At 72.8% G+C, this 14,867-nt stretch carries 9 protein-coding genes; 5 read left to right on the forward strand and 4 right to left on the reverse strand.

The window, feature by feature from the left end; genetic code table 11:
• Window positions 1-8: 8 nt before the first annotated feature.
• Together AB3M90_RS03290 and AB3M90_RS03295 are read right to left on the reverse strand one after the other, a co-directional pair.
• A complete protein-coding gene (locus AB3M90_RS03290; protein ID WP_412949900.1) occupies window positions 9-296 on the reverse strand; it encodes a hypothetical protein in 288 nt (95 codons plus the stop codon).
• 7 nt (window positions 297-303) lie between these two features.
• Window positions 304-528 (reverse strand): DUF3107 domain-containing protein, encoded by a 225-nt coding sequence (locus AB3M90_RS03295; protein ID WP_412949901.1) that lies wholly within the window; start codon window positions 526-528, stop codon window positions 304-306.
• Window positions 529-677: 149 nt separating this feature from the next.
• Between AB3M90_RS03295 and AB3M90_RS03300 the strand changes: the two genes are divergently transcribed.
• Window positions 678-3,896, forward strand: a complete 3,219-nt coding sequence (locus AB3M90_RS03300; protein WP_412949902.1) for an ATP-dependent helicase — start codon at window positions 678-680, stop codon at window positions 3,894-3,896.
• A complete protein-coding gene (locus tag AB3M90_RS03305; RefSeq protein ID WP_412951202.1) occupies window positions 3,893-7,402 on the forward strand; it encodes an ATP-dependent helicase in 3,510 nt (1,169 codons plus the stop codon). Before AB3M90_RS03300 ends, AB3M90_RS03305 begins: the two co-directional genes overlap by 4 nt.
• Here AB3M90_RS03305 and AB3M90_RS03310 read toward each other — a convergent pair.
• The gene (locus AB3M90_RS03310; RefSeq protein WP_412949903.1) at window positions 7,348-8,742 is read right to left on the reverse strand and encodes a phosphotransferase; all 1,395 of its coding nucleotides are present in this window, start codon (window positions 8,740-8,742) and stop codon (window positions 7,348-7,350) included. The genes AB3M90_RS03305 and AB3M90_RS03310 overlap by 55 nt on opposite strands.
• A gap of 64 nt (window positions 8,743-8,806) precedes the next feature.
• Here AB3M90_RS03310 and nudC point away from each other — a divergent pair, with 64 nt between their 5' ends.
• Both nudC and AB3M90_RS03320 read left to right on the forward strand, forming a co-directional pair.
• Entirely contained in the window at window positions 8,807-9,688 is an 882-nt protein-coding gene (nudC, locus tag AB3M90_RS03315) for an NAD(+) diphosphatase (protein WP_412949904.1), read from the forward strand.
• A complete protein-coding gene (locus tag AB3M90_RS03320) occupies window positions 9,685-11,406 on the forward strand; it encodes an ATP-dependent helicase (RefSeq protein WP_412949905.1) in 1,722 nt (573 codons plus the stop codon). Before nudC ends, AB3M90_RS03320 begins: the two co-directional genes overlap by 4 nt.
• 802 nt (window positions 11,407-12,208) lie before the next feature.
• Here the strand turns inward: AB3M90_RS03320 and AB3M90_RS03325 are convergent.
• A complete protein-coding gene (locus AB3M90_RS03325; RefSeq protein ID WP_412949906.1) occupies window positions 12,209-13,633 on the reverse strand; it encodes a zinc-dependent metalloprotease in 1,425 nt (474 codons plus the stop codon).
• Between the two features lie 117 nt (window positions 13,634-13,750).
• On the opposite strand from AB3M90_RS03325, the gene AB3M90_RS03330 reads away from it, so the two are divergent.
• On the forward strand, window positions 13,751-14,842 hold the full coding sequence (locus AB3M90_RS03330) for a YlbL family protein (RefSeq protein ID WP_412949907.1): 1,092 nt from the start codon (window positions 13,751-13,753) through the stop codon (window positions 14,840-14,842).
• Window positions 14,843-14,867: the final 25 nt, after the last annotated feature.

Consider the following 14,867-nt stretch of genomic DNA (forward strand, 5'->3'; position numbering starts at 1 on the left):
GGCGCGGGTCAGATGCCGAGGGCGGCCTTCGCCGCGGCATCCGACCGTCGGCGAGCCGCGACCAGGGCCAGGGTGGCCGCCACGGCCACGACGACCGACCCGAGGACGCTCGCGAGCCACAGCAGGACGTCGCCCTCGCCGATCCCCGCCCACTGCAGGCCGGTGTAGACGACGGCGGCCACGGCGGTGGCGATGCCCGGGGTCACGGCCACCCCGCGGAGGTCGCGGCCGCCGATGAGGTAGTGCGCGCCGATTCCCAGAGCGCACGCGCCGATGAGTGCGAGGAGGATGTACATCGTCGGGTCAGGCGACGAAGCCGACGCGGCGGGACTCCTCGGTGCCCAGCTCGATGTAGGCGAGGTGCGCGGTGGGGACGAGGTAGGTGTTGCCCTTCACATCGGCGAAGTCGAGGTGCGTCGAGCTCTGCTCGAGAGCGGCGGCGACCTGGGAGCGGACCTCGTCCGCGCTCGCGCCGGTGTCGAAGCTCAGCTCGCGGCCGGTGTTGATGATGCCGATGCGGATTTCCACGCGTGCTCCTTGAAGTTCGTCGGACTCGCCAACTCTACCCCGCACGCACGCGGCCGGATCGGCCGCCGCAGCCGGTTTCGCCCTGAGCGCACAGCGCGGACGTGGCGTGCCCGGCGGCGATGTCGGCCGGGCCGGATAGCGTGGAGGACATGACCTCGGATGCCGCCCAGCAGGCGGTCGTCGCCGCGCCGACGACCGCCTCCGGCGTCATCATCGGGGCGCCGGGAACGGGCAAGACCCGCACGCTCGTCGACCGCGTGGTGCACCTGCTCGACGGGGGTGGACTGCGCCCCGAGGAGGTTCTCGTGCTCACCCCGAGCCGGCAGGCCGCGACCGCGCTTCGCGACCGGATCGGCGTGCGCGTCACGCAGGCCACACCGGGCCCTCTCGCCCGCTCGCTGGGCTCGTTCGCGTTCCAGCTCGTGCGCGGAGCGATGGTGCGGGCGGGGGAGGAGCCCCCCGCACTGCTCACCGGCGCCGACCAGGACCGCATCGTCGCCGAGCTGCTCGCCGGCGATGCGGAGGACGGACGCATCCCCTGGCCGGCGGCGCTGAGCGCGTCGGTGCGCGCCTCGAAGGGCTTCCGATCCGAGCTGCGGGCGTTCCTCGCCGAGTGCACCGAGATCGGCGCCTCTCCCGACGAGCTGCGGGCCTCGGGAGACGAGGTCTGGGCGGCGACGGCCGACTTCCTCGTCGAGTACCGCGCGGTCCTCGACGCCATGCGCTCCGCGCACCGCGACTCCGCCGACCTGCTCAGCGAGGCGAGCGCGATCCTGCGCGACGCCGACCCGGCGGCTCTGGGCCCGCTCGCCCCGCTGCGCGTGGTCCTCATCGACGACGCGCAGGAGCTGACGCGAGGCGGGGTCGACGTGGTCCGCGCGCTGCGGGAGCGAGGGATCGCGGTCCTCGCCTTCGGCGACCCCGACATCTCCTCGGGCGCGTTCCGCGGGGCGACGCCCGAGCTCTTCGCGCAGCTCGCCGGCGTGCTCGCCGACGTGCGGGTTCTCGACGGGCCGCACCGGCAGCGGCCGGCGCTCACGGCCCTGACGCGGACGGTCACGCAGGCCATCGGGGTCTCGGGTCGCGTCGAGCATCGCCGTGCTCCCGTGCCGGTCGACGCCGAGGGGGACGAGTCCGATCCCGCGGTCACGACGTTCTTGGCGCCGTCGCCCTACGAGGAGCTCGACCGCATCGCGGGGGTGATGCGCGGATGGCACCTCGGCGACGGCGTCGACTGGGACCGGATGGCGGTCATCGCCCACGACACCCGGCAGGTGACCACCCTCGAGACCGAGCTGGCGGCCAGGGAGATCCCGACGCGGGCCGCCGGTGTGCAGCGCCCGCTCGGGAGCGAGGGGATCGTGCGCGACATCGTCGGCATCGTCCGTCTCGCGCTGACCCCGGTCGAGGAACGCACGCCTCAGGCGCTGGAGGAGGCGCTGCGGACGCCGTTCGGGGGGATGGACGCGATCGGGTTGCGTCGCCTGCGGGCGCGCCTGCGTCACCTCGAGCTCGAACAGGGGGGATCGATGCCCGCGCGCGAGCTGCTGCGGATCGCGATGGCGGATCCGGCGCACTTCACGCTCATCGACGCCGCCGAGGCGCGCACGGCGTCCCGGTTCGCCGAGACGCTCGACGGTCTGTCCCGGGCGGCTGCGGCGGGCGAGACGATCCACGACCTGCTCTGGCGTGTGTGGGATCAGGCCAGAGCGATCGACGGACGCAGGCTGCAGGTCGCCTGGCGCGAGATCTCGCTCCTGCCCTCCGGTGCCGAGACGGCGCGGTCGCTCGACGCCCTGGTGGCGCTCTTCGACGCCGCGAAGCGATTCGTCGAACGCGCGCCGACGGAGCGGCCGGAGATCTTCGTCCGCGACATCCTCGACAGCGAGGTGCCGGAGGACTCGCTCTCGAGCCCCGACCGACCCGGCAGGGTCACGCTGCTGACCCCCGCCACGGCCCTGGGCACCGAGTTCGACGCCGTGGTGGTCGCGGGCGTTCAGGACGGCATCTGGCCGAACGTGCGTCTGCGCGGCGGCCTGCTGCGCACCTGGCGACTGGCCGACGCGATCGAGGCCGCCCGCACCGGGGCGAGCGTCGAACCGCCCGCGGCCGTCGATCGACGTCGCGCGGCCCTGCACGACGAGCTGAGGCTGTTCGTCCGGGCCGTCTCGCGCGCCCGTGACCGCCTTCTCATCACGGCCGTCGACGACGACGACATGAGCCCGAGCGCGTTCTTCGGCTTCCTCCCCGCGCCCGAGCCGCCCGAGCGGCATGCATCGGCCGAGCATCCCCTCACGCTGCGCGGCATGGTGGCCCGTCATCGACGGACGCTGACCTCGGTGGCGTCGTCGTCACTGCGAGGCGAGGCCGCCGGGCAGCTGGCGGTGCTGGCTCGAGAGGGTGTGCCGGGCGCCGATCCCGCCGAGTGGTACGGCGTGACTCCGCCGTCGACCGACGCTCCGCTGCGCGACCTCGTCGTCTCGGGGGCGCGGGTGTCGCCCTCGAAGATGGAGTCGTACGAGGAGTGCGGATTGAACTGGGTCGTCGCCTCTCTGGGAGGCGACACCGTGATGCCGCCGACCGCGGGCATCGGCACCATCGTGCACGAGGCGATGGAGCGGGTGCCCGACGGCGATCTGGAGAGGATGCGCGCGATCCTCGCGGAGCACTGGCCCGAGCTCGACTTCGAGACCGAGTGGATCGGACGCAAGGAGCGCAAGCGCGCCGACCTTCTCGTCGAGCGGCTGCACGCGTATCTCGGCGACGTGCGCCGCGACGACGGGCGGGTGATCGGCAGCGAGGTGGAGTTCCGCTTCGCGGTCGACCTCTCCGACGACACCGCCGTGCCGGCGGTGCGCACGGTCGACGACGACCGCGCGAACCAGGCGGTCATCCACGGCTACATCGACCGGGTCGAGGCGTACCCGCCCGGGTGCGGCGAGCATGCGCACGCGCGCGGACGGGGGTGGGAGCGGATGGCCGACGGGGGCGGGCGGCCGACCGTGGTGGTCGACCTCAAGACGGGCAAGAACGATCCCGAGTCCGACGGGGCGGTTGTCGAGCATGCGCAGCTGGCCGCCTATCAGATCGCGGTGCAGCAGGGACTGGTCGAGGGCGCACCGCCGGAATCGCTCGCGGGAGCGCGACTCGTGATCGTGTCGAAGACCCTCGCCAAGAGCGACTACCGCATCGCGCACCAGCACACCCTCGACGACGAGGCGAGGGCCGCGTTCCTGCGCCGCGTGGCCGATGCCGCTCGGGGCATGTCGGCGGCCAGCTTCACGGCGCAGGTCGAGTCGCACTGCGCCGACACGCAGCGGCGAGTGCATCCGTGCCGGATCCACACGGTGCCGGCGGTGAGCTCGTGACGGCCTGGGCCGGTCCGAGCCCGCTCTCGGCGGTCGACATCGCCGCTGCTCTCGGTCAGCCGTCGCCCACCGCCGCCCAGCAGCGCGTGATCGAGGCGCCGCCCGAGCCCGCCCTCGTCGTCGCGGGTGCGGGCAGCGGCAAGACCGAGACCATGTCGGGCCGCGTGGTCTGGCTCGTCGCGAACGGACACGTGCGGCGCGACGAGATCCTCGGCCTGACCTTCACGCGCAAGGCGGCCGGCGAGCTCGCCGAGCGGATCGCGTCGCGCCTGGCCGTGATCGACGACTACGCTCGCCGCGGCCTGCTGCCGCACCTCCCCGAGATCGTGCGCAGCGGCGCGCTCCGACGTGTCGACGAGGCGGCCCCCGGCCGTCCGCGCGACCTCGTCCGCTCGCACGTGCTCGACGAGCTCGCAGCGGCGTTCGGGACCGGGTGGGATCCGGCGACCCCCCGCGCCGCCGAGGATCTGATGATCCGTCCCCGCGTGTCGACCTACAACGCCTTCGCCGACGGCATCGTCCGCGAGCACGCGGCCCGCATCGGTCGTGATCCCGACGTCGCGATGCTCAGCCAGGCGGCGTCGTGGATGCTGGCCCGAGAAGTCGTGCTCCGCAGCGATCTTCCCGCGCTCGAGAACATCGACTTCGCTCTCGGAACGGTCATCGACGCCGTGCAGCGGCTGGCCGGAGACGCCCTCGACCACCGTGCCGACCTCGCCCGCGCCGAGCTCATCGCCCTCGGCCAGGCGAAGACGTTCGAGCCCTATCGCTCCAACGGCGACGTCGATAAGGCGGCGTCGAACCTGTCGCACCTGCCCACCCTGACCGCGCTGGTGCGCGAGTACATCGCCGAGAAGTCCCGGCGCGGCGTGCTGGACTTCGCCGACCAGGTCGGCGGCGCCTACGACATCGTCGAGTCGGCCCCCGATGTCCGCACCGAGCTCCGCGAGCAGCACCGCGTCGTCCTTCTCGACGAGTACCAGGACACGTCGGTCATCCAGACCCGCTTCCTCGCCGAGCTCTTCCGCGACTCGGCGGTCATGGCCGTCGGCGACCCGCACCAGTCCATCTACGGGTGGCGCGGCGCGAGCGCCGACAACCTGTACGCCTTCTCGACGACGTTCGCGCGCGCGCACACCGCGCAGACCTACAGTCTGATGACGAGCTGGCGCAACGACCGCGGCATCCTCGACGTCGCCAACCGCGTGCTCGAGCCGCTGCAGCGGCCGGGGTTGGACGTGCCGCCCCTGGAGGCACGACCCGGCGCGGGCGCGGGCGAGGTCGGCGTCCGCTTCCCCTTCACGGTGGACGACGAGGCGGCAGAGGTCGCGGAGTGGTTCGCCGAGCGGCGCGCCGCGCACGACGAGCGAAGCCGCTCGTCCGGGCGGGGGAGCCCCCACACCGGGGCGATCCTGTTCCGGTCGAAGCGCCACATGCAGACTTTCGCCGCGGCCCTCGCGGCCCGCGGCATCCCGCATCGCATCCTCGGACTCGGCGGCCTCCTCACCACGCCCGAGGTCGTCGACGTCGTCAGCTGCCTGCGCGTCGTCCACGACCCGACCGCGGGGTCCGCGCTGATCCGACTTCTGACCGGGCCGCGTTTCGCGGTGGGCGTGGCCGACATGGGCGCCCTGTACGAACTCGGACGCACCCTGGCGGAGCGCGACACCGACATGGTCCCCCTGCCCGAGGAGGTTCGCGCGCGACTGCGCTCATCGCGCGGGGCCGACGAGGCGGTGTCGATCATCGACGCGGTCGACGTGGTGCGCGCCGTGAGCGACGACTACCGTCTGCTCGAGCAGATCACCCCGGAGGGCCGCGCCCGCATCCGCGCCGCCGGCGAGATGCTCGAGAGGCTGCGACGCGCGTCGTCGCAGCCGATCCCCGAGCTGATCCGGCTGATCGAGCTCGAGCTCCGGCTCGACATCGAGCTCGCCGCGAACGAGACGAGGGGACCGGCACGGGTGGCGGCGACGCAGCTGCGCGCCTTCGCCGACGAGGTGAGGGCGTTCCTCGCCGCCGACGAACGCGGCACGATCGGCAGCCTTCTCGCCTGGCTCGACAAGGCCGAGAGCACCGACGAGCTGATGCCGCGGCCCGAGCCCCCGGAGCCCGGTGTGGTGCAGCTGCTCACGATCCACGGCTCGAAGGGTCTGGAGTGGGATGCGGTCGCCGTGGTGCGTCTGGTCGTCGACGAGCTGCCCAGCCGCGTCACCGACACCTCGGGATGGTTCGGCTTCGGAGTTCTGCCTTTCGCGCTGCGCGGCGACAGCGACGCACTGCCGCGCTTCGAGTGGGATCCCCTCGCGGCGATGGGCGACGAGACCGATCCGGTGAAGCGGCAGAAGCTCGCCCAGGCCTCGCTGTCGGCCGGCGCCACGAAGGCCGACCCGCGGGGCGGAGCCCTGAAGAGGTTCAAGGACGCCTACCGCGCCTACCAGCAGCAGGAGGAGCGGCGGCTCGCCTACGTGGCGGTCACGCGCGCCCGGACCGACCTGCTGCTCACCGGGGCGCACTGGGCGGGGCAGAAGGCGCCGCGCACGCCGAGTCCGTACCTGGTCGAGGCGCTCGAGGTGCTCGGCCTCGATCCGATCGCGCCGGTCGACCCGGCCGAGAACCCCTACGAAGGGCCGGGATCGACGCTCAGCTGGCCCCTCGATCCGCTCGGTGCCCGCCGATCGGTCGTCGCTGCGGCGGCGGCCGATGTCGCGGAGGCCGTGCGCAGAGGAGGGAGCACGCCATCGCCGGAGCTGTCGCGACTGCTCGCGGAGCGTGCCGCCCGTCAGCGCGGAACCGACGTCGCCGCGCCCACCCGGGTGCCGGCTTCGCGGTTCAAGGACTACGTGACCGACTTCACAGGCACGCTCTCGTCGATCGTGCGTCCGATGCCGGAGCGTCCCTACCGGCAGACGCGACTCGGCACGCTCTTCCACGCCTGGGTGGAGCAGCGCTCTGAGCTCGTGGGTGTCGGCAGCCGCGTCGACGAGGCCCTGTGGGAGCTCGACGAAGACGAGGTCATGTCGTCTCGGGCATCCGACGGCCGCGAGCCGGCAGGCGAATCCGTCACGGCCGCCGACGCCGCCGACCTCGCCGCGCTGCAGGCCACGTTCGAGCGCAGCGAGTGGGGCGCACGGCGGCCGATCGCGGTCGAGATCGAGATCGACTTCGCGCTGGGCGCGGGCATCGGCGCCGTCGAACGATCCGGGCAGCCCCATATCGTCATCTGCAAGCTCGACGCGGTCTACCGTCGTGACGATCGGGGCGGACGCATCGAGATCGTCGACTGGAAGACCGGCGCGGCGCCGCGCACCGCGGCGGAGAAGGAGGAGCGGATGCTGCAGCTCGCCCTCTACCGCCTGGCGTACCACCGCCGCTTCGACGTGCCGCTCGACGAGATCGACGTCGCGCTCTACTACGTCGCCGATGACCTGGTCATCCGCGGGGACCGCGTCTACTCCGAAGAGGAGCTCTTCCAGCGCTGGAGTGCTGCGCGGGCCGCACGCTGAGCCTCGTCGGTGTCGTCCGCCGCAGCGTCCCCGAGGTCGTCGACCGCCGTGGGTCGGGTCGTCGGCTCCTCCGCATCCCGCTCCCGATCGTCCCGAGCGAAGACGTCGGCGACTCCCGACAGGTCTTCCGTCTCGACGGTGAGCATCGCGGCACGGCGGGCGGCGTCGTCGGTCGTCGCGGGGGAGGCGTCCTCCTCGTCGCGCGGTTCGGCCGCCGGGCCGGACGCTGTGCGTTCGTCGTCCGCGCCGGCGGGGGAATCGCCGTCCTCATCCTCCTCGCGCGCCCACAGGGCGTTCGGATTGTAGGCGTCGGTCTGCATCGACGTGTCGACCTCGGCCACGGTCCCGGACGGAACACGCCCCAGGGCGTCGAGGGCGGAATCGACTCCACCGCCGCGCGCGGCGATGACGGCCAGATCGTCGGTGCGGAGGCCGTCGGCCAGCGACTCGAGAAGACCCGCCGCATCATCGACGATGTCGGCGCGCCGCAGCGTGTAACCGTGCACCAGCCAGCGGGCGAACTCCAGCTCGGCGAGCAGGCGGGCACGCACCTCGAGTCCGGCATCCGGAGCCCGCTCCACCGAGCGTGCGTACGACGCGTGCACATCCCCGGCCGCGTCCGGCGCCGCCGACAGCCAGGCGAGATCGACAGCAGGATCGCCCACCGACAGTCCGTGCCAGCCGATGACGCCGGTCACCTCGGGGCCGCGGTCGGGATCGTCCGCGAAGAGGAAGGAGGTCGCCTGGACGCCGCCCAGCACGACCGTCGACTCGAAGCGCCACAGCTCGTCGTCGGCGACCGCCTCGCGCCAGCGCACGGTGAGTCGCGCCGGAACCCGACCCGTGGCGGCGGCGTCGTCTACGAGGCGGGTCAGTTCGCCGCGTGTCTCCTCCGCTGACCGCGTCACGAGCCCGGCTCCGCGCGCGACCGAGGTGGGCAGTCCGTGCACCGCCGCGATCGCGGCGCCCATCGACTCGGCCGCACCGCGGCCCGCCGGCACCATCGACGCCTCGATCTGGAATCCGGGCAGGAGTTCGGTCACCAGCGCGCGGTTCCTGCCGACGGCCGTCTCTCCGACGTACCGGGGAGCGTCGAAGGGCAGCATCGCGCGGGCGCCGTCGGTGAGGGCGCGCAGCGCCAGCGACTCGGCGGCGAGCTCCCGCGCCGCGTCCTCATCGCCGGCTACCCGGATGGCCAGTTCGCGGCCGTCGGCCAGCGTGGCGACCGCCGAGTCGAAACGTCCGTCCCCGTCGGCGCTCAGTGGGCGGGCACCCGTGACCTCTGCGCCGGGGAGTGCGGCCGTCACGGCCGCGGCTAGAGTGAAAGGAGAGCGTCCCATGCCCCCAGGGTAGGTCGACGCCGGGGCGGTCCCGCCTCCGCCACGCCCGTGAGAGAGGGAGTCGATGACCATTCAGCGCCCGTCTCTCGATCGTGCCGCCGAACTCCGCGAGGAACCGGGTGCGATGGAGCGCCTGCGCGGCGACGCCGGCACCCGCGTGATCGTCGTCCGGGAGGGCAGGGTCAGGGTCGTGGACTCCTCGCTCCTGCGGGTCGCCCCCGACACGGTCGTCGACGCGACCTGGGCGCTGCTCGGGCGCGAGGCCGACGGCGCAGCGCTGCTCCTCGCGGCAGCGCCCCCCGAGACGGACGCCCTCGACGCCGCGCCCGACGAGATCTGGCTCGGCCTGCGCGATCTGGGCGGCCGCATCGACAGCGGGGAATCCGAGGTGCTGGTCACGGCGATCGCGATGGCGGGCTGGCTGCGTGATGCCCCGTTCTGCCCGACCTGCGGTGGCGGGACGGAGCTCCGGCAGGCCGGCTGGTCGCGGCGGTGCCTCGTGTGCGGACGCGATCACTTCCCGCGAACCGACCCCGCGGTCATCGTCGCCGTGGAGAGCCGTGACGGCGAGCGGCTCCTGCTCGGGGCGAACGCGAACTGGGGCGGGCGCATGTACTCCTGCTTCGCCGGATTCGTCGAGGCGGGGGAGTCGCTCGAGGCGACCGTGCACCGCGAGATCGAGGAGGAGTCCGGCGTGCGGCTTTCGTCGGTGCGGTACGTCTCGTCGCAGTCCTGGCCGTTCCCTCGGTCGCTGATGATCGGCTTCCGCGCCGTCGTCGACGACGAGAAGGCGGCGCTGGCCGACGGCGAGGAGATCATCGACGTGCGCTGGTTCACCCGCAGCGAGATCTCCTCCGCGCTCGCCGGGCAGGGGCCGGTCGGGCTCCCCGGACCCGCCTCCATCGCGCGCGCCCTGATCATCGACTGGTACGAGGAGCGCGCGTGAGCGCACTCGACGCTCTCGATGAGCGGCAGCGCGCCGCGGCGACCGTGCTGCGCGGCCCCGTGGTCGTGCTCGCCGGGGCGGGCACGGGCAAGACGCGCGTCATCACCCACCGGATCGCCCACGGCGTCGACACGGGCGCGTACTCGCCGTCGCGCGTGATGGCGGTCACCTTCACGGCGAAGGCCGCTGGCGAACTGCGGGGGCGACTGCGCGCGCTCGGCGTGGAGGGCGTGGCCGCCCGCACGTTCCACGCCGCGGCGCTCGCGCAGCTCAACTTCTTCTGGCCCACCCTCGCCGGTTCCCCGGCGCCGGCCATCATCGACAACAAGGTACGGATGCTGGGGCAGGCCGCCGACGCGCTGCGCCTTCGGCCGAGCACGGCGACGCTGCGCGACATCGCCTCGGAGATCGAGTGGCGGAAGGTCTCGATGCTGTCCATCGACGATCACGCCGCGCTCGGACGCGCCGTGACGGGTGTCGATGCCGATCAGCTGGCCGAGCTGATGCGCGCGTACGAGGCGCTGAAGGACGAGCGCCGTCAGCTCGACTTCGAAGACGTGCTGCTCGCGTGCGCGGGCATGCTGGAGGCGGAACCGCGCGTCGCGGCATCCGTCCACGAGCAGTACCGGCACTTCACCGTCGACGAGTTCCAAGACGTGTCGCCACTGCAGAACCGGCTCCTGGACCTCTGGCTCGGCGACCGTCACGACATCTGCGTCGTGGGCGACGCGAGCCAGACGATCTACTCGTTCGCGGGTGCCGAGCAGCGGTTCCTGCTGGAGTTCGAGCGACGTCACCCCGACGCCACCGTCGTGCGCCTCGAGACCAACTACCGCTCGCAGGAGCCGATCCTCACGGCCGCGAATGCCTTGATGCGCGGGCGCCCGGGTGCGCTCGAGCTGGTGCCGGCGCGCGAGCAGTTCACGGCCGACGCCCCCACCGTCACCGCGTACGAGTCGGAGACGGACGAGGCGGAGGGCATCGCCGCCGCGATCTCGGCGCGCATCGCCGCCGGCGCATCGCCGGCCGAGATCGCCGTCCTCTACCGCGCGCACGCGCAGTCGGCGGTGCTGCAGCAGGCGCTCGCCGCCGAGGGCATCGCGACCTCGGTGCTGGGCGGAACTCGGTTCTTCGCCATGCCCGAGGTGCGTCAGGCCGTTCTCGCGCTGCGCGCGGCGGCGGTCGCGCCGTCGGAGCACGGGTTCCTGCCGAACGTGCGGCGGGTGCTGCGAGAGCTGGGGCTGAGCGACGAGCCCCCGGCCGCCGGTGGCGCCCAGCGGGACGGCTGGGAGGCGCGGCGGGCGATCCTGCGGCTGGCCGAGGAAGCCGGGCCGGAGGCGAATCTGCGCACCTTCAGCGATGAGCTGATGGCGCGGGCGAAAGACCAGCACGAGCCGACGTTGCGCACCGTGACGCTGTCGACGCTGCATGCGGCGAAGGGACTCGAGTGGCCGCACGTGTTCCTCGCCGGCTGGGCGGAGGGTTCCCTCCCGATCTCCTACGCGACCACCTTCGAGGCGATCGACGAGGAGCGACGGCTGGCCTACGTCGGCATCACGCGCGCCGCGCGTACCGCGGAGCTCTCATGGTCGCGGTGGGCAGGGCGCGGAGAGCGTGCGCCGTCGCGGTTCCTGGCGGAGATGGGGACGACGGCACGCGGCACAGGCATCCTTCGCGAGACGAGACCGCGCGCCGCACGCGCGAGCCGTCCTCGCTGATCCGTACCGACTCCCCGCCGTCGCCGCGGGCGAGCTCGGCGGCGATGCGGGCAGCCTCCGCCACTCGTGCGGCGCGCAGGACCGACGGGCCGAGTCCGATCAGCTGACTGTGCAGGAGCGGCCATGCCGGGTCACGGGCGACGTCCGCCGCATCGCGGCACGCCAGACAGGGGCTGTCGCCGGGCAGGACCAGCGGTCCGACGGTCGTGTGGTCGGGCTCGAAGGCGACCGGGAGATGCGGCACGTCGTCGCGCAGGTACGGGGCGAACTGCACGGCTGCCGCGGCGCCCCGCACGAGCACGACTCCGAGGGTGCCGGGGGTGGTCCGGTCGGCCGAAAGGACGCCCTCGTCGGCGAGCGCCTCGCGCATGCGATGGGCGGCCCGACCGTCGGTGACGCCGATGGTCTCGACCCAGGCCGGGCGGGGCGGGACCGGATCGTCGATGAGCAGCGGCTCGAGGCGCGCGAGCAGTTCCCGGGCCTCGTGCCGGGGGGCGCCGGCCCCGTGCGCGATCACGTCGAACGCGGTACGACGGAATCCGTGGCGCATCCGGCTCAGCAGCAGCTCCACCCAGGCTTCGTCGGCGGCGATGCGCTCGCCGTCGTCGATGCCGAGCTGCAGCGTGTGCTCATCGCGCCAGAGCAGCGGTGCCCCCGGGCGGAGGCGGGTGAGGGTGGGCGGGGTGAGCGGCATCCCCCGATTCTGGGCAACCGGCGAAGGGCGCGGAGCCTCCGGAGCCCATCGGTGGACAACTTTCGTCTCGGCGGCGCCGGGGGACGAGCGGTGACCCGACCTCCGCGGTCAGACCGGCCGCTCGCCCTCCGCCGACCCGCCGCCGTCGGCGTCATCCGGCCGGTCCGACGCGTCGTTCTGCGCGTCGTCGGCCCCCGGGTCATCGGCGAAGTCCTCGCCGTCGAGCAGTCGTGCGAGGGCCTCGTCGAACTCGTCCGCCACCGGCTGCTCGCCGCGCTCGGCCGCCTGCAGGCGGGCGACGAGAGCGCTCGGGTCGTCGATGTCCTCCGCCGTCGGCATGAGGTCGGGATAGTCCCAGAGAGCGTCGCGGGCGCCTATTCCCACGGCATCCGTCACGGCCTGCCACATGGCCGACGCCTCGCGCATCCGTCGAGGACGCAGCTTGAGCCCGACGAGCGCGCCCAGCGCATCCTCCGCCGGACCGCCGACCGCCCGCCGGCGGCGCGCCGCCTCGGCGATGCGCGCGCCGTCGGGGAGCCGCGCGGTCGCCTGAGCGGTGACCACGTCGACCCATCCGTCGATCGTGGCGATGAGGTTCTCGAGCCGCGTCAGCGCCTCCCGCTGCGCCTCGGTCTGCGCCGGAAGCAGGGCGCCGCCTTCGATCGCGGCGCGCAGCTCCTCCGGATCGGAGGGATCGAGCCTGCTCGCGACGTCTTCGAGTGCCTCGACGTCGACGCTCACCCCGCGGGCGAAATCGGTGATCTGCGCCATCACGTGCAGGTGCAGCCACTTCGCATGCCGGTAGAGCCGGGCGTAGGCCAGCTCGCGGGTCGCGAGGTAGAGCGCGATCTGGTCCTCGGGGATCTCGAGCCCTTCACCGAAGGCGGTGAGGTTCTGCGGAATCACCGCGGCGGTCCCCGCAGGCAGCACCGGGATGCCGACGTCGCCGCCGGAGACCACCTCGAGCGACAGATTGCCGAGCACCTGGCCGAACTGGGCGGCGAACACCGAGCCGCCCAGACCGCGCATGAGCCTGCCGGCCCCCTGCACGACGCCCCTCATCTCTTCGGGCACCTGGGTGTCGAGGGCGGCCGTGAGCGCGTCGGCGATGCTGGTCGACACCGGATCGGCGATCTCCTTCCAGACCGGAAGGGTCTTCTCGACCCACTGACCGCGCGTCATCGCCGTCGGGGCCTCCCCGAGCTCGGAGATCGTCGTGGCCTCGCCGAGCCAGAGGTTCGCGAGCGTGAATGCGTCGACGAGCGAGCTGCGCGACCCGTCGGTCACGCCCTGACCGTCGCGATTGGCGATGTGCAGCGCCTGCCGTTGGGCGTTGTCCCAGGGGTCTGCGCCGAAGGCGCCCTGCAGCTGCGCCATGATCGTCTGCATCATGGCGGGGTCGAACGAGAACCCGTCCATGCCCTGCATCGCCTCGCGCAGCGCCTCGGGATCGATGTCGCCGCCGCCCTGATTCGAGAGCATCCGTCGGAGGAACTCCTGGAAGTCCTCCGGTGTCGGATCGTTGTCTGCCATGTCGCCCGCCCTCTCAGCACGCCTGTAGCCGTGGCATCTACGCTAGTCACAGGTCTCTGCACGCGTCCCCGAAGCGAGCAGATCGATGTACGCCGCTCGCGAACGACGGAGGATGCTGTGGATCGAACGCGGTCCGGAAAGCCGGGACTCGGTGTCTGGGCGCTGATCGTCGCGCTCGTGGCGCTGGTCGCGCTCACCTTCCTCCCCACGCCGTACGTCATCCAGCGGCCCGGCCCGGTCTACGACACGCTCGGCACCGCGACAGGCGCCGACGGCGAGAAGGTGCCGCTCATCAGCGTCGAGGGCGCCCCGACGTACGAGACGTCGGGCACGCTCGATCTCACCACCGTCCAGGTGGTGGGCAATCGCGAGCGCACGCCCAGCTGGTTCGAGCTCGCGCTGGCGTGGACCGACTCGTCCCGCGCCGTCGTGCCGCTCGACTCGGTCTTCCCCGAGGGCGTCACGACCGAGCAGCGCGACGAGCGCAACGCGATGCTGATGGTCGACTCCCAGCACGAGGCGACCGCCGCCGCGCTGAACGAGCTCGGCTACGACACGGGCGCCGAGGTGGTGGTCCAGGAGGCCGTGGCCGACGCGCCCGCCGACGGGCTCCTCGAGCCGGAAGACGTGATCACCGCGATCGACGGCGCGCCCGTCACCTCGGCGACGCAGCTGCGCGAGGCGATCCAGGATGCCGGCGGAGACCCGGTCGTGCTGACGGTGCTCCGCGGCGACGAGGAGCAGAGCGTCGAGGTGACGCCGGAGAAGCACACCGAGGGCGGCACGACGACCTGGCTGATCGGCATCACGCTGCGCACCGACTACGACTTCGAGATCGACGTCACGCTGCAGCTCGACAACGTCGGCGGCCCGAGCGCGGGAATGATGTTCGCGCTCGGCATCATCGACACCCTCACCGAGGGCGACCTGAACGGCGGCAGGAACATCGCGGGGACCGGCACGATCGACGCGGCCGGGACGGTCGGTCCCATCGGCGGGATCCGTCAGAAGCTCTACGGCGCGCGCGACGCCGGTGCGGACTTCTTCCTCGCCCCGGCGAGCAACTGCGACGAAGTGGTCGGGCATGTGCCCGACGGCCTGCAGGTGATCCGGACGTCGTCTCTGGAGGAGTCGCTCGACGCCCTGGAGGTCATCGCGAACGGGGGCGACGTGTCGTCCCTGCCCGCCTGCGTCGCGACCGGATCGTGATCGGCCGCCCGCGGACGGCGCCGTG

It is taken from the genome of Microbacterium martis (genome assembly GCF_047246685.1).
Classification (GTDB): Bacteria; Actinomycetota; Actinomycetes; order Actinomycetales; family Microbacteriaceae; genus Microbacterium.